The 23,431-nt window shown below is 60.6% G+C and carries 22 protein-coding genes, 1 tRNA gene and 1 pseudogene; 10 read left to right on the forward strand and 14 right to left on the reverse strand.

The annotated features are described in order from the left end of the window. The first annotated feature begins 270 nt into the window (after positions 1-270). The 5 genes from BMZ10_RS22050 to BMZ10_RS22070 all read left to right on the forward strand — a co-directional run bounded on the left by BMZ10_RS22050 (position 271) and on the right by BMZ10_RS22070 (position 4,834). The gene (locus BMZ10_RS22050) at positions 271-507 is read left to right on the forward strand and encodes a hypothetical protein (protein WP_093467157.1); all 237 of its coding nucleotides are present in this window, start codon (positions 271-273) and stop codon (positions 505-507) included. A 247-nt stretch (positions 508-754) separates the two neighbouring features. Further along, positions 755-1,093 (forward strand): ribonuclease E inhibitor RraB, encoded by a 339-nt coding sequence (locus BMZ10_RS22055; RefSeq protein WP_093467160.1) that lies wholly within the window; start codon positions 755-757, stop codon positions 1,091-1,093. A gap of 523 nt (positions 1,094-1,616) precedes the next feature. Beyond that, positions 1,617-3,026: a circularly permuted type 2 ATP-grasp protein gene (locus BMZ10_RS22060; RefSeq protein WP_093467163.1), complete on the forward strand. Its 1,410-nt coding sequence runs from the start codon at positions 1,617-1,619 to the stop codon at positions 3,024-3,026. Positions 3,027-3,038: 12 nt separating this feature from the next. Further along, positions 3,039-3,998, forward strand: a complete 960-nt coding sequence (locus tag BMZ10_RS22065; protein WP_093467166.1) for an alpha-E domain-containing protein — start codon at positions 3,039-3,041, stop codon at positions 3,996-3,998. Continuing rightward, positions 3,995-4,834, forward strand: coding sequence for a transglutaminase family protein (locus BMZ10_RS22070; protein WP_093467169.1), 840 nt, complete (start codon positions 3,995-3,997; stop codon positions 4,832-4,834). The genes BMZ10_RS22065 and BMZ10_RS22070 overlap by 4 nt, the downstream gene beginning before the upstream one ends. Before the next feature lie 444 nt (positions 4,835-5,278). Here the strand turns inward: BMZ10_RS22070 and BMZ10_RS22075 are convergent, their stop codons facing one another. After that, positions 5,279-6,085 (reverse strand): cytochrome c, encoded by an 807-nt coding sequence (locus tag BMZ10_RS22075; protein WP_371266143.1) that lies wholly within the window; start codon positions 6,083-6,085, stop codon positions 5,279-5,281. Positions 6,086-6,106: 21 nt separating this feature from the next. Continuing rightward, positions 6,107-6,478: a rhodanese-like domain-containing protein gene (locus tag BMZ10_RS22080; RefSeq protein ID WP_093467174.1), complete on the reverse strand. Its 372-nt coding sequence runs from the start codon at positions 6,476-6,478 to the stop codon at positions 6,107-6,109. A 654-nt stretch (positions 6,479-7,132) separates the two neighbouring features. On the opposite strand from BMZ10_RS22080, the gene BMZ10_RS22085 reads away from it, so the two are divergent. The 3 genes from BMZ10_RS22085 to BMZ10_RS22095 all read left to right on the forward strand — a co-directional run bounded on the left by BMZ10_RS22085 (position 7,133) and on the right by BMZ10_RS22095 (position 11,452). Continuing rightward, a complete protein-coding gene (locus tag BMZ10_RS22085) occupies positions 7,133-8,338 on the forward strand; it encodes an acetyl-CoA C-acetyltransferase (RefSeq protein WP_093467909.1) in 1,206 nt (401 codons plus the stop codon). 90 nt (positions 8,339-8,428) lie between these two features. Further along, positions 8,429-10,588, forward strand: coding sequence for a 3-hydroxyacyl-CoA dehydrogenase NAD-binding domain-containing protein (locus BMZ10_RS22090; protein WP_093467177.1), 2,160 nt, complete (start codon positions 8,429-8,431; stop codon positions 10,586-10,588). 141 nt (positions 10,589-10,729) lie between these two features. After that, a complete protein-coding gene (locus BMZ10_RS22095; RefSeq protein WP_093467180.1) occupies positions 10,730-11,452 on the forward strand; it encodes an amidotransferase in 723 nt (240 codons plus the stop codon). Positions 11,453-11,507: 55 nt separating this feature from the next. On the opposite strand, the gene BMZ10_RS22100 is transcribed toward BMZ10_RS22095, so the two are convergent. The 10 genes from BMZ10_RS22100 to BMZ10_RS22145 all read right to left on the reverse strand — a co-directional run bounded on the left by BMZ10_RS22100 (position 11,508) and on the right by BMZ10_RS22145 (position 19,549). Beyond that, positions 11,508-12,479, reverse strand: a complete 972-nt coding sequence (locus BMZ10_RS22100; RefSeq protein ID WP_093467183.1) for a magnesium and cobalt transport protein CorA — start codon at positions 12,477-12,479, stop codon at positions 11,508-11,510. 71 nt (positions 12,480-12,550) lie between these two features. Continuing rightward, complete coding sequence (locus BMZ10_RS22105; RefSeq protein ID WP_093467186.1) at positions 12,551-13,327, reverse strand: lysophospholipid acyltransferase family protein; 777 nt, start codon at positions 13,325-13,327, stop codon at positions 12,551-12,553. 251 nt (positions 13,328-13,578) lie between these two features. After that, positions 13,579-14,271 (reverse strand): crotonase/enoyl-CoA hydratase family protein, encoded by a 693-nt coding sequence (locus tag BMZ10_RS22110; protein ID WP_093467189.1) that lies wholly within the window; start codon positions 14,269-14,271, stop codon positions 13,579-13,581. 147 nt (positions 14,272-14,418) lie between these two features. Beyond that, a complete protein-coding gene (locus BMZ10_RS22115; RefSeq protein ID WP_093467192.1) occupies positions 14,419-14,712 on the reverse strand; it encodes a DUF6388 family protein in 294 nt (97 codons plus the stop codon). Between the two features lie 177 nt (positions 14,713-14,889). Then, positions 14,890-16,392, reverse strand: a complete 1,503-nt coding sequence (locus BMZ10_RS22120; protein WP_093467195.1) for a purine-cytosine permease family protein — start codon at positions 16,390-16,392, stop codon at positions 14,890-14,892. A 188-nt stretch (positions 16,393-16,580) separates the two neighbouring features. Next, positions 16,581-16,979, reverse strand: a complete 399-nt coding sequence (locus tag BMZ10_RS22125; RefSeq protein ID WP_093467198.1) for a YybH family protein — start codon at positions 16,977-16,979, stop codon at positions 16,581-16,583. A 160-nt stretch (positions 16,980-17,139) separates the two neighbouring features. Then, on the reverse strand, positions 17,140-17,571 hold the full coding sequence (locus BMZ10_RS22130) for a DUF4124 domain-containing protein (protein ID WP_177182194.1): 432 nt from the start codon (positions 17,569-17,571) through the stop codon (positions 17,140-17,142). A gap of 67 nt (positions 17,572-17,638) precedes the next feature. Continuing rightward, entirely contained in the window at positions 17,639-18,121 is a 483-nt protein-coding gene (locus BMZ10_RS22135; protein WP_093467204.1) for a helix-turn-helix domain-containing protein, read from the reverse strand. A gap of 424 nt (positions 18,122-18,545) precedes the next feature. After that, positions 18,546-18,635 (reverse strand) — tRNA-Ser (locus BMZ10_RS22140). A 164-nt stretch (positions 18,636-18,799) separates the two neighbouring features. Next, positions 18,800-19,549 (reverse strand): 3-oxoacyl-ACP reductase family protein, encoded by a 750-nt coding sequence (locus tag BMZ10_RS22145; RefSeq protein ID WP_093467207.1) that lies wholly within the window; start codon positions 19,547-19,549, stop codon positions 18,800-18,802. 118 nt (positions 19,550-19,667) lie between these two features. Between BMZ10_RS22145 and BMZ10_RS22150 the strand changes: the two genes are divergently transcribed. Together BMZ10_RS22150 and BMZ10_RS22155 are read left to right on the forward strand one after the other, a co-directional pair. Next, entirely contained in the window at positions 19,668-20,591 is a 924-nt protein-coding gene (locus BMZ10_RS22150; RefSeq protein WP_093467210.1) for a LysR family transcriptional regulator, read from the forward strand. Positions 20,592-20,621: 30 nt separating this feature from the next. Beyond that, complete coding sequence (locus BMZ10_RS22155; protein ID WP_093467213.1) at positions 20,622-21,182, forward strand: cysteine hydrolase family protein; 561 nt, start codon at positions 20,622-20,624, stop codon at positions 21,180-21,182. An 84-nt stretch (positions 21,183-21,266) separates the two neighbouring features. On the opposite strand, the gene BMZ10_RS28420 is transcribed toward BMZ10_RS22155, so the two are convergent. Both BMZ10_RS28420 and BMZ10_RS28425 read right to left on the reverse strand, forming a co-directional pair. Next, on the reverse strand, positions 21,267-22,004 hold the full coding sequence (locus BMZ10_RS28420) for a methyl-accepting chemotaxis protein (protein ID WP_371266145.1): 738 nt from the start codon (positions 22,002-22,004) through the stop codon (positions 21,267-21,269). Between the two features lie 117 nt (positions 22,005-22,121). Continuing rightward, a pseudogene (locus BMZ10_RS28425) lies at positions 22,122-23,204 on the reverse strand (cache domain-containing protein); the annotation flags it as partial. Between the last annotated feature and the right edge of the window lie 227 nt (positions 23,205-23,431).

Here is a 23,431-nt window from a genome sequence, read left to right on the forward strand (position 1 = left end):
GGTGGGGATGACCGACGCAGAGCGGGCGCAAGTGCGCGATCAGCAAGGCGGGGCATCGGATGGGCGCGCAGTATGGTGACTCGGGCTTTTTTAGCCCATTACACTTTTGTATAGCGCGCCCGCCCCGCGAGGCCCGATTCAGAGCAGTTCCGGCGCAAAAAACGAGCAGATGCAGCGCACGCTGGCAGTGATCATTCCCGTTGAACGTCACTGATACCGCAGGGTCAAGATCAGTAGGCCGTTTGAACGGCTCTCACTGAGGAGACATTGATGAAAGTCTGGACTATTTCGTTTCAGGATAAAGATGGCGTGCAGCAGACCCACGATCTTGAATCCGAGCAGCGTCCAAGCGAGGAAGAAGCTGCGCGGTATTTGCGCCCGATTCTGTTCCCCGTCGTCAGCGAGCTCGATCTGAACGATCTGGACGGTCGATCAAACGCCCCCACGGCGGAAGTCTTGAAAGAACAGAACGCGGTGCAAATCATTTCCATCGTCGAGGCATCATGAGTCAGCCTCGACGATCCATTACCGCCAATTGGCAACGCGCTGCCAATGGGCGTACTCTGCAATCGAGGCCGGTGAAGCACTTACCCGATTCTGTTCGTGTAGTGCCTGATTTGTAACAGCAGCATCGGCCTTGTCAGCGACATGCTTGAGTCCCGGGCAGCGGATGAACCGCTGCTTGACGCCGCGCCACAGCGGGGCGTTCCGGGATCGTTGAAACTCTATCTATCGTTGCATAGGAGGACGTTTCATGAGCACGACCTATCAAGAAGACATCAGCAGTCACGTACTGCGCCGCATGAAAGAAGGCGGTTTCGACTTCGCCAGCATCCATCCAATTGAGTTCTACGCCATATTCCCGGACGAGGAAAGGGCGCGTCAGGCGGCAGAGAAATTCCGGGGTGAATCCGTCAACGTCCAGCTCAACGCCCGGGAGGATGGGGCGTGGTACCTGGAGTTGAGCAAGTTGATGTATGCAACGTACGACGGCATAGGAGATTTCGAGCAGGACTTTCAAAGCGCCATTATCGGCCTCGACGGAGAGGTTGAAGGCTGGGGCGTGAAGCAGGAGATCAAGCGACTGCATTGAGGGCTGGGCCCTCGCTCAACGCACTGTGTGACGGTGAGGGCTGATCGAACGCCGGGCAGTGGTTGAGGCCAGATAGATCACCTGGCGATCGACCGTTTCCATGCGAACGAATCGGCCCTCACGACTTTGCGTCACCCATCTGTTGAAGCTGTCGGTGGAGTGCGGCGGCAAAAACAGGGCAAAAAAAAGCCGCTCGGGTCTGAGCGGCGTAAAGGGAATGTCGTGAATAAGCGCGCGATGGCAGGAAACGCTCGAGTCCTCTGGGCCACGTTCTCTGTGTCGATGGCGCGATTATCCGGAAACAAAATCCCGTCGGGAAATCAACTCTGGCTATGCTGCTAATAGATTTTTCGGCGGCAGGACGCTTCTCTATGAAGCGTAGGAGAATTGGTTAGAGCGCTTCTTGCACAGGAATGGTGCGCAAGCGTCTTCGAATTTATTCAACCAATTGATTTATAAGCGTTTATGCCGCTGGCACGGGCCTTGCGAAGGCCCATGTGTCCATGGTGACAAGGAGTACGGCATGATCCGCACCTTTTATGATGAGATGTACGATGTAGACGGCGGTGTCCGTCCACATTATCGGGAATTCGCCCGCTGGCTGGGCGAAGCGCCGCCTGAGTTGCTCGCTCAGCGTCGGCGTGAGGCCGATCTTTTGTTTCATCGCGCCGGGATTACTTTCACGCTGTACGGTGACGAGCAGGGAACCGAGCGACTGATTCCCTTCGATACGATTCCTCGCAGCATCCCCGCCAGTGAATGGCGCGTGGTCGAACGCGGCTGCATTCAGCGCGTCAAGGCGCTGAACATGTTTCTCGCCGACCTTTATCACGACCAGCGCATCATCAAGGCCGGCATCATCCCTGCCGAACAGGTGCTTGCCAACGAGCAGTATCAACTGGCGATGCAAGGCCTGAACCTGCATCGCGACTTGTATTCGCACATCTCCGGCGTCGATCTGGTTCGCGACGCAGACGGTACCTATTACGTGCTTGAAGACAACCTGCGTACGCCCAGTGGCGTGAGCTACATGCTCGAAGACCGCAAGATGATGATGCGGCTGTTTCCCGAGCTGTTTGCTGCGCAGCGCATCGCTCCCGTCGATCATTACCCGAATCTGCTGCTCGACACCCTCAAGAGTTCCAGTCCTCTGGATAATCCGAGCGTCGTCGTGCTCACGCCGGGGCGGTTCAACAGTGCGTTCTTCGAGCACGCGTTTCTGGCGCGCGAGATGGGCGTCGAGCTCGTCGAAGGCGCGGATCTGTTCGTGCGAGATGACCGTGTTTTCATGCGCACCACCGACGGCCCTAAAGCAGTCGACGTGATTTATCGTCGCCTGGATGACGCCTTCCTCGATCCGCTGGCGTTCAACCCCGAATCGATGCTGGGCGTGCCGGGCCTGTTGTCAGCCTATCGCTCAGGCAATGTGGTGCTGGCCAATGCCATCGGCACTGGCGTTGCCGACGACAAGTCGATCTATCCGTTCGTGACCGACATGATCCGCTTCTACCTCGACGAAGAGCCGATCCTGAAGAACGTGCCGACCTGGCAATGCCGCAAGCCCGAGGAGCTGTCCCACGTGCTGGCCAACCTTGGCGATCTGGTGGTGAAGGAAACCCAGGGTTCCGGCGGCTACGGCATGCTGGTAGGGCCTGCCGCCACGGCAGCCGAGATCGAAGCGTTCCGCGCGCGCCTCAAAGCCAAGCCCCATGCGTACATCGCCCAACCGACCTTGTCCCTGTCGACCTGTCCGACCTTCGTCGAGAACGGCATCGCCCCGCGACACATCGACCTGCGCCCATTTGTCCTGTCTGGCCGCGAAACCCGCGTCGTACCGGGCGGACTCACGCGCGTGGCGTTGCGTGAAGGGTCGCTGGTGGTGAACTCGTCGCAGGGTGGCGGAACCAAGGACACCTGGGTGGTCGAGGATTAAGGATGCCTGCCAATGCTAAGTAGAACTGCCTCGGATTTATATTGGATGTCGCGGTACCTGGAGCGGGCCGAGAACCTCGCGCGAATGCTCGACGTCAGTTACTCGTTATCGTTGATGCCGCAGGATGGGCGCGGCGACGGCCTGAATGAACTCGCCATGCCGCTGTTGATCACCGGAACGCTGGACGATTACCTGGAGCGTCACGGCGAGTTGCATGCCGAACGCTTGCTGCATTTCTTCGCGCTGGACGCAGCCAACCCCGCCAGTATCTTCAGTTGCCTGGCCGCCGCGCGGGCCAGTGCCCATGCCGTGCGTGGGCGGATTACCGCGGACATGTGGGAAAACATCAACGCGACCTACCTGGAAATTCGCGGCATCGCTGAACAGGGCCTCAGCCGTTATGGCATGAGCCGGTTCTGTGAGTGGGTCAAGGAGCGTTCGCACCTGTTCCGCGGCGCGACTTACGGCACGATCATGCGCAACGATGCCTTCCGTTTCATTCGACTGGGCACCTTCATCGAGCGCGCCGACAACACCATGCGCCTGCTCGACGCCCGCTATGAAATGCTCGAGCTGCGCGGGCCGGCAGCCAACGCGGCGGCGGACAGTTCGGCGGCCGGTTACTACCAGTGGAGTGCGCTGCTGCGCGCGCTTTCATCATTCGAGGCCTACACCGAGGTCTATCGCGACGCGCCGGGCGCTCGTCAGGTTGCCGAGCTGCTGTTGCTGCGGGCCGACATTCCTCGTTCGCTGCGCGCCTGCCTGGAAGAACTGGACATGATTCTGGCCAGTCTGCCGGGTGCCAACGGTCGTCCCGCCCAGCGTCTGGCGGCTGAACTCGATGCACGACTGCGCTACACCGGTATCGATGAAATCCTCGCGGAGGGGCTGCACGAATGGTTGAACGAATTTATTCCGCTGCTGGCCCAACTGGGTAACGTTATCCACACTTCTTATCTGGAGGCTGCATGAGACTCTCGATTAGCCACGAGACTACCTATCATTACGACGATCAGGTCCGCGCCAGCATCCAGTATTTGCGTCTGACCCCACATGACAGCGAGCGTCAGCAGGTGCTCAGCTGGCAACTGGCTTTGCCGCGTCCGGTGCGTGCGCAGATCGATCCGTTCGGCAATATTCTGCACGTGCTGACCATGGATGAGCCTCATGAGGCCATCGTCATCGGCGCACGGGGCCAGGTCGAGATCGATGAAACGCGAGAGGCCGAGCATGAGAGCCAGTCTTCGCTGCCGTTCTTGCGCTTCACGCGTTTGACGGAGGCTGACGAGGCCATTCGCAGTTTCGCCGCCAAGGAAACGAAAAAACGCACTGATCGCAATGCGTTGATCGACTTGATGCAGGCGTTGAATCAGCACATCACCTACACGCCGGGCGCTACGGCCGTCGACACCAGCGCGGCGCAGGCCTTTGCCAATCGCGCCGGCGTGTGTCAGGACCATACCCACGCATTTCTCGCTTGCGCCCGCAGCCTGGGCGTGCCGGCGCGGTATGTGTCGGGCTATCTGTACAGCGACAGCAGCGAGCACCTGGCCAGCCATGCCTGGGCCGAAGCGTGGATCGACGACGCCTGGTACAGCTTCGATGTGACCAACCGGCTGGCGATTCCGGAGCGTCATCTGAAACTTGCGGTCGGTCTCGATTATCTGGACGCCTGCCCGGTACGCGGCATGCGTCGCGGCGGCGGTTGCGAGCAGATGCACGCGAAGGTCGTGGTGTCGCCTTCGGCGCCGATTGCGGTGCCTGTTGCACAGCCCGTGGTGCAGATGCAGGTGCAGCGGCAGTCTTGAATGCGATGAAGCGCTTCATTCCGTGGGAGTGAGCGCGCTCGCGAAGGCCGATTGCCAACCCCCGGCATTTCCACAGCATGCACTGGCCTGTTCCCGGCTGAAGCCGGTCCTACGGAACGCTGCAAGGTTCGTGGGACTGGCTTTTGCCGGGAAAGCCGGTTCGACGGACGCTGTGAGCTGTCGGTAGGACCGGTTTTGGTCGGGAACGGCAGTCCTACAGATGCTGAGAGCTTTCCGTAGGACCGGCTTCAGCCGGGAAGGTGTCGGGTGTTACGCCGCTGGGCGACGGCGTTGACTGCATTTGGCTTACGCCTACATCAATTTCCGAGCTTCCCGAATTCCCTGGCCGACACAAATCCTGTGGGAGCGAGCTTGCTCGCGAAGGCGTCGGGTGATGCGGCGCTGATAGAACGGGAGTTTACGAAACCCGTCTCACGCCATAACTCATGGGCTGGCCGCTGAATCTGCAATCTTTCTGGCAGCCATGTGCTTCAAATAACTCACCACTTGGCCCAATTCCTCATCCGACAGCACGTCAGCCGTGATCGCCGGCATCTTCGCCTGCGGCCACTGGCGCAGGGCTTGCGGGTTGCGGATGTACAACTTGAGGTAATCCCCGGCGAAGTATTCGGTGGGATTATGCGGGATGTTCAGGTCCGGACCGAGCTGCGAATCCCCCGCACCGTTCAAGCGGTGGCACGCGAAACAGTTCTTCTGAAACAGCGCAAAGCCCTTGTTCACCGGATCGTCCGCTGCAAGCTTCGCGTCGGGCAGCAGGGCCGGGAAGCGCTCGGCCACCGGCGTCAGCAGGCGAATCCTGCCAACGGCGTAGGGCCATTGTTCGGGGCTGATCCTGCTGGCGGCGGGATCGGTCCACACGAGATAAAACGGCCCCGCGCCGGGTTTGTCCTCGCTCAACCCGGGCCACGGGTGGGCGGGGTCTTCAACGGCCAGCCAAGCCCGCGACCCGCTCTTCTGCAGCAGAGGCGCGGCAGGTATTTCGGCCGCGAACCCGTCAGTGGCAATCGCCTGGAGGTGCGCGTCGACGGGCACCCCTTTCAGCAGCGCGGCCATGGGCACAGCGCGATAGTGCATGGTTCGTTTGTAGGAAACATCGTCCGGAATGTCGATGTCATGCGCCTGCGGGTGTTCGAGCAGTTGCGCTGTGCTCCACGTGCGCGAGCCAGTGCCGAGGTCAATCGTCAACTGAGCGGCATGAACGGGCAGGGCACTCAGGATGCTGGCCAGCATCAGAAATAAACGCAAAACCGGCTACTCCGCGGGATCGTCGGTGACGTCGTAGAGCGCGTTGTGCAACTCATCGTAGGAACCGCCGTTGATGATGCTGGTGTAACCGGCTCTTTTCAGTTGGTCCTGAGCCTTGCTGGCGCGGGCGTTGGTGGAGCTGAAGACCACCAGCACCAGATTGCGATCGGTCATGACCTGCTTGAGCTGGTTGACCAGGCGCCTGTCATCGACGCGCACGGCATTGAGCACCGTTCCCGATTCATAATCACTCTGGCTGCGAACGTCGATGGCGAGTTTGCCCTCCTTGATTGCTGCCACCGCCGCAGCCTGTTCAACCGGCCCGGCGTGTGCCACTGCACTCAAACCCAATGCAAAAACTGCCCACCACTGACGCATATGCCCATCTCCCTGCCTGAATGCAGATAAGGGTGGCACAAATGCAATTCGCCGCAAGTCCTTGTGATGAGGTCAGCCAAACAATCGGGTCAGATTGGGCAAAATCAGCAGCAGCGTGGTGGCGAAAACGATGAGTCCGGCCTGACGTACTTTTGAACGTTTGAACATGGCATATGCCTTTTCTTGTTATTCCTGAGCGACAAAAGCTCTCCGGCTTCGGCGATGGCAGAAGCGGGCAGCTGGCAAAGGTGAGTCAAAGAGCAGATGTCCCGATCAATGAATCGCGGACGGCGGGCGCTGAAAGAATCGGTTTTTATTGCGCTTCTGCTACAGACTTAACCTTAGAGCCCGCGTGCAGAGCGTCTTAGATCGCTTGGGTATTTCGCATTGCAGTCTACTCTATGTAAAAGGTATAAGGCGCAATGCCACCGCGCAGACATTCCCTTGCTAGACGCTTTCGGACTAATCGATTCACTTCCTTTAGCAAGCTACCGTTCGTCTGACCCCGAAATGTCCTACAAGCGGCTACCCTACAAGGCGGTCAAGGGCGCTGATCGTTTTGATCATTGCATCCGCGGACATGCCAGCTATGGTAACGGCGGCACGCAACAGACCTGTTTCCAGCAGGCCATTCGAGCAGAGCGCGAGGACAGGATGAACGAGGCGTTTATTTTCGATGCGCTACGCACACCGCGTGGCAAGGGCAAGGCCGAGGGCGCGCTGCACAGCGTCAAGCCGGTCGACCTGGTGGCCGGACTCTTGAGGGAACTGCAGGTGCGCAGTCATCTGGACACAGATCAGGTGGATGACATCGTGCTCGGTTGCGTCACGCCAGTCGGTGATCAGGGCGCCGATATCGCCAAGACGGCCGCACTGGTCGCCGATTGGGCAGTGGAAGTGGCCGGTGTGCAGGTCAATCGGTTCTGTGCCTCGGGACTTGAGGCGGTGAACCTGGGCGCCATGAAGGTCCGCTCCGGGTTCGAGGATCTGGTCGTGGTGGGCGGCGTCGAATCGATGTCCCGGGTGCCGATGGGCAGCGATGGCGGCGCCTGGGTGCTGGACCCGCAAACCAACCTGCACACCCATTTCACCCCTCAGGGCGTTGGCGCGGACCTGATCGCAACGCTGGAAGGCTTCACGCGTGAGGACGTCGACCGGTTTGCGCTGCAGTCGCAACACAAAGCCGCGATGGCCCGGGAAAGAGGCGCTTTTCGGCGGTCGCTGGTACCGGTCCGCGACGTCAACGGCATGCTGCTGCTGGATCATGACGAGTTCATTCGCTTCGACACCACGCTCGAGGGACTGGGCAGGCTCAAGCCCAGTTTCGAAGCCATTGGCAAGCTGGGTTATGACGCCACGGCGTTGCGCGTGTACAGCCACGTCGAGCGCATCGAGCACGTGCACACACCGGGCAACAGTTCCGGCATCGTCGATGGCGCGGCGTTGATGCTGCTGGGGTCGGCGCAAAAAGGGCAGGCGCTGGGGCTGCGGCCGAGGGCGCGAATCGTGGCCGCTGCGGTGACCAGCACCGATCCCACCATCATGCTGACGGGGCCTGCGCCGGCGACGCGCAAGGCGCTGGCCCGGGCGGGGCTGAACATCGAGGACATCGACTTGCTCGAGGTCAACGAGGCCTTCGCGTCCGTGGTGCTCAAGTTCATCAAAGACATGGGTGTCGACCCTGCCAGGGTCAACGTCAACGGCGGGTCCATCGCTTTGGGCCATCCACTGGGCGCCACCGGCTGCATGATCCTCGGTACGTTGCTCGATGAGCTGGAGGCGCGGCAGTTGCGCTACGGTCTGGCGACGTTATGCGTCGGCGGCGGCATGGGAATCGCGACCATTATCGAGCGGGTCTGACCCGCGGGCCCATCCTATGCAGCGCTTGCCGACGCAACTCCGCGGTTGAGCAACCCCACTATTCGCAACAGTTTGAGGAAGAACGACCGCATGACTGATGCCATCGCGTATGAAATCGGCCCCGACCAGATCGTCACGCTGACCCTGGACATGCCCGGCCAGCAGGCGAACACCATGAACGCTGTCTATCGGCAGGCAATGGGTGAAACCCTCGAACGGCTCCAGCGCGATCGCGATGACATCCTCGGCGTCATCATCAGGTCGGCGAAGAAGACTTTTTTCGCCGGTGGCGACCTGAACGAGCTGATCCAGGTCGACACCTCGCGTGCCGCGTGGTTTTACCAGATGACGCTGGACCTCAAGGCCCAACTTCGTGCACTGGAAACCTTCGGCAAACCGGTGGTCGCGGCCATCAACGGCGCAGCGCTGGGCGGCGGCTGGGAGTTGTGTCTGGCGTGTCATCAGCGCATTGCCCTCAACGAAAAGCACGTGCGCCTTGGTCTGCCCGAGGTCACTCTGGGCCTGCTGCCCGGCGGTGGCGGAACGGTGCGTCTGGTGCGCATGCTGGGCCTTGAAAAAGCACTGCCGTTGCTGATGGAAGGTCGCAACCTGAGCGCTGCGCAGGCGCTGAAAATCGGGCTGATCGATCAGATCGCCGACGATGCCGACGACCTGCTCGCCAAGGCGCGCGACTGGATTCTCGCCAATCCGGCGCCGGAAAAGCCCTGGGACCGACCTGGCTTCCAGATTCCCGGTGGCGGGGCCAGTCATTCCAAAGTGGCGCAAATGCTCGCCATTGCCCCTTCGATCCTGCGCAGCAAAACTCAGGGCTGCTACCCCGCGCCGGAAAAAATCCTTGCCGCGGCGGTGGAAGGCGCACAGGTGGATTTCTCGACGGCGGAGAAGATCGAAGCGCGTTATTTCACTGAATTGACCACCGGCCAGATCGCCAAGAACATGATCGGTTTCTGGTTCCAGCTCAATCAGGTGAATGCTGGCGACTCGCGGCCCAAGGCGCCTCCGGTCTATCACATGCGCAAGGTGGGCATCCTCGGGGCCGGCATGATGGGGGGCGGGATCGCCTACGTGACCGCATTGGCGGGGATTGATGTGGTGCTCAAGGACCTCAACCTGGCGGCTGCGCAGAAGGGCAAGGATTACTCCGTGCGCCTGCTCGACAAGCAGGTGACGCAGGGACGGATGACCCCGGAGCAGCGCGATGCGGTGCTTGCAAGGATCAAGACGACTGGCCGCGACAGTGATCTGGAAGGGTGCGACCTGATCATCGAGGCGGTGTTCGAGGATCGCGAGCTAAAGGCCCAAGTCAGCGCCGCTGCCGAGCAAGTGGTGGTACCGAACGCGGTCATTGCCTCCAACACCTCGACGCTGCCGATCACCGGGCTGGCCAGTGCGGTGAGTCGTCAGGAGCGTTTCATCGGCATGCACTTCTTCAGTCCGGTGGACAAGATGCGGCTGGTGGAAATCGTCAAAGGCGCGCGCACCAATGATATGACCCTGGCCCGTGCCTTCGATTTCGTGCAGCAGATCAACAAGACCCCCATCGTAGTCAATGATGCGCGTGGCTTTTTCACCTCCCGGGTTTTTGCCACGTTCACCCACGAAGGTATCGCCATGCTGGGCGAGGGCATCAATGCCGCGATGATCGAAACCGAAGCGCGCAAAGCCGGCATGCCCGTGGGACCGCTGGCGGTGTCGGACGAGGTGTCGCTGAGCTTGATGAGTCACATTCGCCAGCAGGCGCGCAAGGACCTGGAAGCGCAAGGCGAAACCCTCGTCGAGCATCCGGCGAATGCTGTGGTCGAGCTGCTGGTGAATGAGTTTCAGCGCGCAGGCAAGGCTGCCGGCGCGGGTTTCTATGACTATCCGCAGGACCAGCCAAAGCGCTTGTGGTGGCAGCTCAAGGCCAGGTTCGAAAAGCCCGCGGCGCAGATCGGCGGCCAGGAAATTCGCGACCGCCTGCTGTTCATTCAAGCCATCGAAACTGTGCGTTGTCTGGACGAGGGCGTGCTGCGCTCGACTGCCGACGCGAACATCGGCTCGGTGTACGGCATCGGATTCCCGGCCTGGACGGGCGGCGCATTGCAGTTCATCAATCAGTACGGCCTCAAGGATTTCGTCGCCCGTGCGCATCATCTGGCCGAACGCTACGGCGAACGCTTCGCGCCGCCTGCTTCGCTGCTGGAAATGGCCTTGAGCGGCAAACGCTTCCCGGCACGGTCTCTTGATTGAGGGTCACGAACTGTCTGCGCGTTTCGGGCAGCCTCGGTTCAGCCTCGCGCAGCGTCATGACGCAAACGGGTCTTGCCTTGCTCCAGGCTTCAAGGCAGGCTTGGCTATACGCATTTTCGCTTTGTCGCTTCAGGAATTTCTATGTCGTTACGCATCTGCATTCTGGAAACCGACGTTCTTCGCCCTGAACTGGTCGATCAATATCAAGGTTATGGGCGGATGTTTCAGTCGCTCTTCGCCCGTCAGCCGATTCCTGCCGAGTTTGTCGTCTACAACGTCATGCAGGGTGATTACCCGCCCGATGCGGAGCAGTTCGATGCGTACCTGATCACTGGCTCCAAGGCCGATTCATTCGGCACCGATCCGTGGATTCAAACCCTCAAGACTTACCTGCTCGACCGCTACAAGCGGGGCGACAAGCTGCTGGGCGTGTGCTTCGGTCATCAGCTGCTGGCCCTGTTGCTGGGCGGCAAGACCGAGCGTGCGACGCAGGGTTGGGGCGTCGGCATCCATCATTACGACCTTGCGCCGGCCAAGCCGTGGATGACCCCGGCGATGGACAAGCTGACCTTGCTCATCAGTCACCAGGATCAAGTGACCGCGCTGCCGGAAGGCGCGACGGTGCTGGCGTCCAGCGACTTCTGCCAGTTTGCCGCCTACCACATCAACGATCAGGTGCTGTGTTTCCAGGGGCATCCGGAATTCATCCACGACTATTCCCGCACGCTCCTGGACATACGCCAGGAAGCGCTGGGTGAGCAGGTCTACAGCAAGGGCATCGCGAGCCTTGAAGAAGATCACCACGGCACCACCGTTGCCGAGTGGATGATGCGATTCGTCGCCAATAAGCCTCAGGTGGCCTGAGCGTGTGACGCGCGCCCCGTTGCGTCAGGGCGCGCCATCACGTTGGTCCGTGCAGTCACAGCCAGCCCGAGCGCTTGAAGCTCGCAAACAAAATTCCGCACCCGCTGACGATCACGCCCAACACGACAAAGTAACCGTAGTGCCAGCTCAGCTCCGGCATGTTCTGGAAATTCATTCCGTAGATGCCGGCGATGGCGGTGGGAAACGCGAGGATCGCGGCCCAGGCGGCGAACTTGCGCTGAGTCAGGCTCTGTCGCGATGACTCCAGCAACAGGCCGATCTCGATGGTCTGGCTGGCGATGTCACGCAGGTTGGCGAGGTCCTCCATCTGCCGTTTGACGTGGATTTCCACGTCGCGGAAATAAGGTCGCATGTTCTTGTCGATGAACGGAAAGCTGAGTTTCTGCAACTCCTCACCGATCTCGACCATCGGCGCCACGTACCGCCGCAGGCGCAGCAGGTCGCGACGCAGGCTGTGAATCCGGTGGATGTCGGCTTCGTTGAGTTCGGAGCTGAGCACGCTGTGCTCCAGTTCCTCCAGCTCGCAGTGGATGGCCTCGGTGACCGGCTGGTAGTTCTCGGTGACGAAGTCCAGCAGCGCGTAAAGCACGAAGTCTTCACCGTGCTCCAGCAACAGTGGCCGCGCCTCGCAGCGTTGACGCACCAGTCCGTAGGACTTCGAGTCGCCGTTGCGCGAGGTGATGATGTAGCCCTTGCCAGCGAAGATATGGGTTTCGATGAACTGCAGTTTGCCATTCTCGCGGATCGGCGCGTACGTCACGATGAACAGCGCATCGCCGAAGGTTTCGAGTTTGGGTCGGCTGTGTACTTCCAGCGCATCCTCGATGGCCAGTTCGTGCAGGTTGAACTGCTTCTGCAGCGTCGCCAGTTCCTGAGCACTGGGCCGCTCGAGACCGATCCAGACAAAGTGCCCGGGCTTGGCCGCCCAGGCAGCGCCTTCGTCCAGCGTGATGTTGGTGACTTTCTTCCCGGCGGTATAGACGGCAGCCGCAACAACTCGACCCATGGTGATTTGCTTCTTCTTCTGAGGATTCGCTGCGCAGCTTAGCGCGCTCTCCAGTTCAGAGTCGGCGAATCTCAGCGAGTTCTAGGGTTTTGTGTCAGCTGTTCAGCTGCCGTTTGGGCAGTGGGTACCGGGCTGCGCAGTTGCGCGTCCATCTGCTCGATGCTCGTGCGCATCTGACCGTGGCACTGCTCGATCAGCGCCGGGATGTCATCGCCCGTCAGGCCGGCGGTGGAAATGGCCGGCAACGAGCGGATCATCACCTGACCGCTGTCCCAGGCATTCAGTTGCATGTCACGCACGTAGGTGCTGACGCATACCGGGACGATAGGCACGCCGGCGTCGATCGCCATCTGGAACGCGCCCCGCTTGAACGGCAGCAGACCCTTGCCCAGATTGCGCGTGCCTTCGGGAAATACCCAGATCGAGGTGTTCTGATGTTGCAGGGTTTCGGTGGTCTGCCTGATCGCATGCCGAGCGCGCAGCGGGTTGCCACGATCGATCAGCACATTGCCCGCGAGCCAGAACAGCTGACCGAAAAGGGGCACCCACTTCAGGCTTTTCTTGCCGATACAGACCGTGCGCGGCGGCACGATGCTGCCGAGGATGAACAGGTCGTAATTGGACTGGTGATTGCAAATGATCACGCACGGGCGGGTGCGTTCGAACTGGGGCGCCATCTGGGCGTTCAGGCGCAGGCGCAGAATCCATAGGGCGGGCAGGGCGTACAGTCGCGCGCACAGGCGGCTGTTGTCCGGGTTGAAAGGACGGCAGATGCCGATCAGCAGACCCAGCAAGCCGGCAACGGCAAAGTGCAGACCCATCAGCGACATACGCAGTACGAACAGCATGCAGACCACTCTGGAAATAAAAGGTGGCGCAGTTTACGGATGTGCACTGAAATCGGCAATTGGCCGACGGACAGATGGTTTGGCGGTGTTTAAGCAGATGTTTCTGAAGTGTTTCGGACAAAGCATCTGGCTATTCCCTTCGGGGCTCAACGTGATTGCGGCTGCCAGGTCGCAGCCGCTGGCCGTTGCCAGCGCGCAGTCGCCGTTCATCAGCACGCTGAGTCCCGCAGCAAAGCAAGCTCAGTCAGGCGTCATTGAAACTGATGCTGACGATCCAGTTCGATGGCCTTGTCCAGCGTCTCGAGGAAGTCCTTGCGCACCTTGAGTTTGGTTTGCTTGTGCGCCCTCATGTTGATCTTTTTCAGCTGCAGGGCGACGGTGCGGGCGGCGTCGGGCAGTTCTTCGGCCGTGACGACCTTGTCCAGGAAGCCCGCCTGCAGCGCGCCGTTGGGGTCAAACATCTCGCCATTGATCACGGAGCGGCCAAAGACGCTTTTGCTCAGTCGGTCGCGAGCCAGTTCGATTCCCGCATGGTGCATGGTCATGCCGATCTGCACCTCGTTCAGGCCAATGCTGAACGGCCCTTCAATCCCGATCCGGTAATCCGCCGACAGCAGCAGAAATGCGCCTTTGGCCACGGCATGGCCGCTGCACGCGACAACGATGGGGAAGGGGTGCGACAACATGCGCCGCGCCAGGGTCGAGCCTTCGGCCACCAGATCCAGCGCGGCCTGAGGGCTGGAGGTCATGATTTTCAAGTCGTAGCCGCCCGACAGAATGCCTGGCTGGCCGGTGATGATGACGACGGCGCGGTCCTTCTCGGCCTGATCCAGAGCGGCATTGAATGCGGCAATCACGTCGTTGCTGATGGCGTTGACCTTGCCGTTGCTCAGGGTCAGTGTGGCGACGCCGTCTTCCAGTTGATAGGCGACCAGGTCACTCATGAGGGAGTCCTTTTTTGTTTTGAAGTGGCGCAGACGTTACTCACCCGTCGAGGCCAGGTAAAGCGTAAAGGGTGACCGATGAGTCAGGGATTCGGGCCGCGTGGAGGGCAGTGAAGGTCGCGGCCCGAAGTGGGGAGGGGCGGTGGTTCAGACTTCGAGCGTGTTCAACTCGCAGTATTCGTCCCAGTCCATGTCAAGCGCCTCGGCGGCCTCCTTGTGCACCGCCAGTCGCAGCGCTGCGACTTCGTCCTCGGATTTGTCGCTGAACCGCAATGCCAGCTCCCAGGTTTCAAGGTTCACGGCTTCGGCTTCGTCTTCGAAGGCCCAGCGAATCTGGTCTTGCTGATCTTTCAGGCTCAGACCTGAGATCTCTTCCTGCAGAGCCGGGTTGGTCACGATGTATTTCGGCAGGGCAGCTTCGATCCATTCTTCTTTATTCATGTGAGGTAGATCTCCTGTGGTTCGAGCTGACGTTTTTCTGTTGTCGGGATTGTGACGCGAATCGCGATTGTGCTGGATGTGACCGATGCGCGCCACCCACAGGCGGGCCGTCGGTCGGTAGCGGAAATGAAAAGGGCCTGCGCAGCGGCAGGCCCTTTCTTCATCTGCCCCGGAAATTCAGCCGATCGCCATGGGTTTCTTGTCGTTGCGATGGGCGTTTTCGCCCAGCAGTGGGTGCGGCCCGTGATCGCCATAAACCCCCACCGGTTCCGGGAAGGTGCGCAGCAGCGTTATATACAGCAGCGCTGCCAGGCCCAGCGTGATCGGCAGGCTGATGTCGATGCCGCCTGCCAGGTTGCCGAGTGGGCCGACGAACTGACCAGGCAGGTTGACGAAGCACAGGCCGACCGCCGCGCTGGGAATCCACGCGCCCAGTCCGCGCCAGTTCCAGCCGTGCTCGAACCAGTAATGCCCGCCGCTCTGGCCGCGGGTGAATACCTGCAGGTCAGTCGGGTGGTAGAAGCCACGGCGGATGATCAGTCCCAGCACCATGATGACGATCCATGGCGATGTGCAAGTGACGATCAACACTGCGAACGTGGACACGCTCTGCACCAGATTGAAAGCGAAACGTCCGATGAAGATGAAGGCGATGGCCGCAATGCCGATCAGAATCGTCGCCTGAGCGCGATTCAGCAGACGCGGGAACATGCTCGACATGTCCAGACCCGTGCCATACAGCGAGGTCGTGCCGGTGGACATGCCGCCGATGATCGCGATCAGACAGACCGGCAGGAAGAACCAGCTCGGAGACACCGCGAGCAGGCCGCCGACATAATTATTGTCGGTGATGTATTGCGGCGACTGGGTGGCAACGATCGTGGCCGTGCACAGACCGAACAGGAACGGGATCAAGGTGCAGAGCTGTGCCAGAAACACCGAGGCCATGATGCGTTTTTTCGAGGTGTGACGCGGAATGTACCGCGACCAGTCGCCGAGAAACGCGCCGAACGACACCGGGTTGCTCATGGCCAGCAACGCCGCGCCGATGAACGCGGCCCAGAACCCTTCGCTGCCCTGACTGACGGTGCCGGCGAACCCCGCATCGAAGCTGCCGCTGAAGGCCACGATGCCCAAGAGAAACAGCAGGCTTGAAGCAAACACCGCGATCTTGTTCACCCACAGCATGAAACGGAAGCCGTAAATGCACACCACCAGGACCAGCACGGCAAATACGCCGTAGGCCAGCGCCAGCGTCAGGTCGTTTTCCGGCAGGCCGATCATGCGCTTGGCGCCGCCGATCAACGCATCGCCCGAGCTCCACACGGACAGCGAGAAAAACGCCACGGCGGTCAGCAGCGAAAGAAACGATCCGACGATGCGTCCATGTACGCCGAAGTGAGCGCCAGAGGAAACCGCGTTGTTGGTGCCGTTGAGTGCGCCGAACAGGCCCATCGGTGCCAGGATGATCGAGCCCAGTACGATGCCGAGGATGATCGACCAGACGCCTGCCTGGAAGGACAGGCCGAATAGCACCGGAAAGCTGCCGAGCACCGCGGTCGCAAAAGTGTTGGCGCCGCCGAAGGTCAGGCGAAACAGATCGATGGGAGAAGCGTTGCGTTGATCATCGGGGATCTGTTCGACACCGAATGTTTCGATGCTGGTGGTGGGGTGTGACATGAGATGTCCTGCACGCTGTCGTGTTGTTATGAGGCTGACACGCAATGTCGGCCCGTTTTTCGACCGGACGTCGCCCGGTCGTGGCATTGGCAGTGGTCGGCAGTCCGACCGTAAAAGAGGTGCAGCGGTGGTTGGTGTTAGAAGGTCAGGCGGCGCCTCTTCGGGCACTCGCCGCGTGATTCAGCGGATCAGTCCGCCATCGCCGACAAATGCTCGTGGCAGGCAAGCCATCGCGTGCCGTGCAAACGAAATACAATGGTTTCGCGCTCCTGATAGCGGCTCTCTTCGCTGCCGAAGCGTACGTGCGTGGCCACATCGTGCATGAAAATCGCGACATCGCCCTGCAGGCTGATGTTGACGTTGCTGGATTCGCAGCTCAGCACGGCGAAGCCATCCGCCTGCCAGCCGTTCCATACCTGGCGATAGGCGGCGCGGGACAGCAGCGGGGCGGGAAGGGTGTAAAACAGGAACGTTGCGTCGTCGCTGAAGGCGGCAAAATAGGCTTCGGTGTCGTTGCTCGCGAAGGCTGCGACCAACGCCTGCGCTGCCTGGCGGACCTGTTCTTCGCGGTGTTCAATGGGGGTCATGGCCGTCTCTTTATTGTGGTTCTGGCGATGGGGCCTGACTTTAAGCAGCTCTTACATTCGGTAACATCGGTGCCGATAAAAACTTAGTTCAGAAAATCGAGAACTATGCCGCCGCTCAGGGGCAGGCGCCTGCGGCGATCGTCGCGGCCAAAAGCTGGGTTCAATTGCCGCCGGATTTCACCAGGCCGCTCTTCACCGGCTGACGCACGCGTCCGCCGGAAGGGTCGAAGCAGGCGCTGTCGTAGCGAGGCGCCACGCAAGTGGAGGGCACGCCGGGTGGCGGCGGCCGGATGCTCTGCAGGCGGTCGGCGATTTCTTTTTCGTTGGTGATGATCAGCTTCCTGCGTCGGCTGATCTGCAGAATCTGGGTCGCATTCTTGTTCAGGCGATAAGGGAAATCAGCGTCTTCCCACTCGCTGCCAATACGTGCCGGACCCGGGCGTTGCACGGTGGTCTGGCCCACATAGGTCGGGCAGGGGCTATAGCCGAAGCTGACGTTGCCCTCTTCGGTGACGCATTTGAACACGTCGCCCTGGGCCGGCATGCAGAATATCAGCGCAAGTGCAGCGAATATCGTGGAAAACCTGCTCATTGAAAACCTCCCTGTATGGCGTAAGGCTACCATTGCAGGGAGTTGCTGTCAGCGGCACTCGCCAGCGTCAGTGAGTTTCGTGATTGGCTTGCACCTTGGCCAGCGCAAGCGCTGCGAACATGTCCGCGTCGCCCTGCAGCACTTTGAGATGATCCTCGACATGGTCCAGGGTCGCACGCTGGTCTTTCGAATCCACCAGCCGCGTCACTTCGCACAGAGCATTGGCCGTGACCCACAGGCTTTGTCGAAGCTGACCGATGATCTTCACGACGCTTTCGGAGCTGTCGAAATCTTCCTCGGACACCGATTCTGCCAGCATCGGCATCAACGGCATCTCCATTCGATTGGTTGACTCGATGCCTGTCACTACGCGGCTGATATCCACCCCGGCCGCCGCGATCCTGAACAGATAATCCGCTCTGGGTAGACGCTGCCCGCTTTCGTAATGACCCTGCGCGTTGGCTTCGACGCCCCCAATGGCGCCGAGCGCGCTTTGCGTCAGTTTCAACCGCTTCCTTTCCTGCCTCAAACGTTTGCCGATACCGTTCATCAACCTTCTCCTGCGAAATTCGCACCCTGGTTATGGTTTTGATGGGTGCGCAATGGTGGCGGGCGATCCAGTGAGGAACCTTCAGGTGCTCGTCGTGCTTCACCTGTTGGAAACAAGGGGTAAACATAGACCTTCATACACTCAAGCGGCGAGTTTTCCGATGTCTTGCTACAGCTAAACGAATAAAACCCGGACAGAATGATAAAATCTGTCGCATTGGATAGGTAACGCACTCATACGGATAGGTTCCAGCGGCGCGGCGACGGATCGCCAGTCGTGCGATCACGCGGGAACGAGCAGAGGCAGGATCCGCGCAGCGTGGGAACCGAGGCGCAAGGAGAGCGGAGGCGAAAGAGAGCAAAGGCCAGAAACACAAAACCCCTGAATTCTCGAGGAATGTCAGGGGTTTTGTTTGCATCGAATATGGCGGTGAAGGAGGGATTCGAACCCTCGATACAGTTTCCTGTATACACACTTTCCAGGCGTGCTCCTTAAGCCACTCGGACACCTCACCGTATCTCTTCAGACGTTCAGTCTGTCGAGGCGCGCTAATGTAGTCGAAAGTTCTGGCGAAGGCAAAACTTTTTTTCAGAATTTTCATGCGGTTAAGCAGAAATGCAGCAAGCCCCGGCTTCTTCGCGAAGTCCGGGGCTTTTTCGTTCCCGGTCGGCCTTGGGATCAGGCGCCGAAGCCGCCGTCGATGGTCAGGCTGGCGCCAGTCACGTAGCCCGCTTCCGGGCCTGCCAGATAGGCCACCATGGCGGCGACTTCTTCGGACTTGCCGTAGCGCGGAACGGCCATGAGGCCCAGCAGGGTTTCGGCGAAGTCGCTGTTGGCCGGGTTCATGTCGGTATCGACCGGGCCGGGCTGTACGTTATTGATGGTGATGCCGCGCGGGCCGAGGTCGCGCGCCAGGCCTTTGGTCAGGCCGACCAGCGCCGATTTGCTCATGGCGTAGACCCCGCCGCCGGCAAACGGCATGCGGTCGGCGTTGGTGCTGCCGATATTGATGACGCGACCGCCTTCCTTCATATGGCGAGCGGCTTCCTGAGTGGCGATGAAGACGCTGCGCACGTTGATGGCCAGGGTTTTGTCGAAGTCTTCGAGGCTGAACTCGTCCAGCGGCGCGATGGCCAGCACGCCCGCGTTGTTGACCAGAATGTCCAGGCCGCCGAAGGCGTCGACGGTCTGGGCCACCGCGCTGCGAATGTCCTCGGCGCTGGCGCTGTCCGCTTTGATCGCCAGTGCCTTACCGCCTGCCGCTGTGATGCTGTCCTGCAGGGCGCGGGCTTTCTCTTCGGAGCTTACGAAGGTGAAGGCGACGGCGGCGCCTTGTTCGACCAGGCGTTTGACGATGGCTGCGCCGATGCCCCGCGAGCCGCCTTGAACCAGTGCTGTCTTGCCGATGAGGTTGGTGGGATGAGTCATGTCGATGTCCTGTAACCGTTGAGAGTGGGTGAATGACTAAAGTATCTGCCCTGGATTAGATTCCCGGTAGCCGGTAATCGCTATAGTCTGTGTAAACCAGAAGTTGTGAATATGAACGATGGAATATTTCAGCAGCCTCGAATGCTTCGTGCGCAGCGCGGAGGTTGGCAGTTTTGCCGAAGCCGCCAGACGCCTGAGCCTGACCCCAGCCGCCGTAGGCAAGAGCGTGGCGAAACTGGAAATTCGGCTGGGCGTGCGATTGTTTCAACGCAGTACCCGCAAGTTGACCCTGACGGAAGCCGGGCAGCGGTTTCTGGCCGAAGTCGGCAGCAGCCTGAACACCATCCAGCACGCCGTCGCCAATCTGGCCAGCGCGCAGGGCAGTCCGGCCGGGACGCTGAAAGTCAGTGTCGGGACGATATTCGGCTGCCTGTACGTGATGCCGCTGCTGGGCGAATTTCTGAGCCGATACCCCGCGATCACACCCGACTGGCATTTCGACAACCGCCAGGTGGACCTGATCGGCGGGGGATTCGACGCCGCCATCGGCGGTGGCTTCGACCTGCCTCAGGGCGTGGTGGCGCGCAAGCTGGCCCCGGCGCACCGCGTTCTGGTGGCCTCACCCGACTGGATGCTGGCAAATGCTCACGTTTCACACCCGGACGATCTGAGCGAGTGCGACGGCATCCTGATCCGCTCGCCGCAGACCGGGCGGATCCGCTCCTGGCCCTTGATCCATCGCACTCAGGAGCAGACGCCGCTGCGGCTGAAGCTGCGCATGACCATGAGCGATTCCGAGGCCGCCTGCCGCGCGGCGGTGCAGGGTCTGGGCGTTGCGTTGGTGAGCATGCCCTTCGCCGTGCCTTACCTGCGCGCCGGTACGTTGCAGCGCGTGCTGCCCGACTGGTATGTCGAGGACGGGAGCATCTGCATTTATTACAGTGAACACAAATTGTTGCCCGGCAAGACCCGGGCGTTCGTGGATTTCACCATTGAGCAGTTCGCCCGACAAGAACTAGCGCGGCATTTCAGTGCCGTGTGAGCGGGGCGAGCGCAAGGAAAGAGGGATGTAATGAAGTTTGATAATAAAGCCGCGCTGGTCATCATCGACATGCAGCAAGGCATTAATCATCCGAAACTGGGACGGCGCAACAACCCGGATGCCGAGCAGAACATGCTGGCGCTGCTTGAGGCCTGGCGTGACTCGCAGCGAACCGTCATACACGTCAGGCATTTCTCCCGCTCGCCGGATTCGGTGTTCTGGCCCCAGCAGTCCGGTGTCGAATTCCAGCCCGAGTTTCTGCCCCACGAAGGAGAGGGCGAGCTGCACAAGCAAGTTCCGGATGCGTTCTGCCACTCGGCGCTGGAAGGCTGGCTGCGCGCGGACGGGATTCGCCAGGTCGTGATCGTCGGCGTCGTCACCCACAATTCGGTGGAATCCACCGCGCGCACCGGCGGCAATCTGGGCTTTGACGTGATCGTTCCGCACGACGCGTGCTACACCTTCGACGGCGCCGACTTCTTTGGTCAGCCGCGCCGTGCCGAAGACATTCACGCCATGTCGCTGGCCAATCTGCACGGCGAATATGCGCAGGTGCTGGGCACCGAGGACATCCTTCGGGCGCTGGGCTGACTGCGCATGGTCCGCGGGCGCACCTCAGGCAGGCGGCCGGTGAATGGCGCCTGCCCATGAGTCAAACGGGGCGCACCGTCTGTATTACAACGTGAAGCGCGCCATCTGCATGGCCAGATGATCGGCCTGCTCCGACAACTTCAGGCAATCCTCCCTGCACATCTTGACGTCTTGCGCGGTGGACTGCGCCAGGTCGGCAATGCCTTGCACGTTGCGATTGATTTCCTCGGTCACGGTGCTCTGTTCTTCCGTGGCGGCGGCGACCTGATGATTGCGATCGGTCAGCTCTTCGACGTGGCCGGCGATGGCATCCAGGGAATCTCCGGTACGCCGGCTGGCCTGGACACCGGTTCCGGTGGCGGCCTGTCCGGCACGCATCGAGGTGACTGCCTGATCGGCGCCGCTTTTCAGTTCGCTCATCATCTGGCGGATTTCCGAAGTGGCGGTCTGGGTGCGGCCGGCGAGCGTTCGAACCTCATCGGCGACCACCGCAAAGCCCCGGCCCATTTCGCCTGCTCGCGCTGCCTCGATGGCTGCGTTCAGGGCCAGCAGATTGGTTTGTTCGGAAATGCTGCGGATAACGCTGAGCACTTGATCGATGGTCGAGATCTGCGTGGCCAGATGCTCCACGGCGCCTGCGGCGATGCCTACACCGTCGGACATGCTCTGGATGTGGTCGATGGACTCACCGACCACTTGCCTGGCTGACACCGCCTCCCGATGCGTATTGCGCGACACATCGGCCGCTGCCCCGGCATTGCGGGCGATTTCCTGCACGGTCAGGCCCATCTCATGAACGGCGGTGGCGACCATGTCCGTCATCTGCTGTTGCTTGAGCGCGCGGCTCGACGTGCTGTCGACAACCCGCGTGACCTCGACGACGTTGTGACGCAGTTGCTCGCTGGTTTTCAAGGCGTCGCCGATCAGTGCGCGCAGGCTTTCAATGAAGCGATTGAAGCCGCGCGCCAGATCGCCCAGTTCATTCTCGCGTTTGTCGTCCAGTCGCCGGGTCAGGTCGCCTTGACCCGCGCCGATGTCCACCAGCGCATGGGTCACCTGACGAATCGGGCGCACGATACCGCGCGCGATCCACGCCACGAAACCGAGGAAGAACAGCACAACCGCGATGCTGATGGCGCAGATGAGCGTCAACGCATCCTTGGCCGGGCCGTAGACTTCAGCCATCGGCACCTCGCTGACCAGCGTCCAGCCCAGCGACGCGACTGGCTTGGCGACGGCGACGTAGTCCTGCCCGTCGCGCTTGAATTCCAGCGCCTGGCCGTTCTCGTTTTCGGTGAGCAACCTGCGAGCGGCAGACTCGCCGACCAGTTGCGACAGGGCTTCACGGTCATTGAGCTCGGCATTCGGATGCACCTTGATCCGGCCGTCCTGGCTGACGAGGTACACCTGGCCTTGCTTGCCGAAACGGAAGTCGCGAACCATCTGCGACAGCGCGCTCATGCCAAAGCCGAGCCCGGCCACGCCGACGACGTTGCCGTTGTGCACGATCCGCTGATTGATGAACAGCGTCGGCACCTTGGTCGTGGCGTCGATGTCGATGTCCAGCGAGCGCTGTTTGTTGCTGTCGAGGAAGCCGTAGAACCAGTTGTTCTCGGTCGGCCCGCGTTGCAGCGTGCGATCGGCGCCTTTATTGGTGATGTAATGGCCGCTGTCCCTGGCGACGATGAATGTGGTCAGCGCGTTGTGCTGTTCTTTGATTTTCGCCAGATACCGGATAAAAGCCGATTGCTGCGCGGCGTCTTCGCCGTTACCCAGCCATTCGGACACCAGCGTATTGTCGGCGATGTCGCTGGCCGCCGTGAGGGGAGCGGCGAGCAGGCGTTCAAGGTCGTTGCGAATGGCCTCGACGCTGGCCGGCATGGCCTGCTGCAGCAGGTAGCGATCCGTGAGTCTGTTCAGCGCGAACGCATAGATGGCGATCACGATCAGGCTGCTGATCACCAGCGCAGCCCCCATGCTCAATGTCAGCTGCCACTGAATACTTTTTCGCCAGACAGGCATAGAAAACTCCGCAGTAAAGCGCACAACCACGATGGAACAGTGCCGCTGATCTGTGCACGAGCAATTACTGCGCCATTGAGTTGATCAGGCGGTCAGGAAATTACCGGGCGGTGGCGACAGCCCTTGTAATCCAGCGCTCCGCCCGTTTGGCAAATCGCTCTGCACCTATTCGAGGATCGGGTTGTGTACAAAATTTGAGTACTTTTGGAACAATTCTCCAGTGTGGT

The organism is Pseudomonas sp. NFR16, assembly GCF_900108875.1.
In the GTDB taxonomy this organism is placed as follows: Bacteria; Pseudomonadota; Gammaproteobacteria; order Pseudomonadales; family Pseudomonadaceae; genus Aquipseudomonas.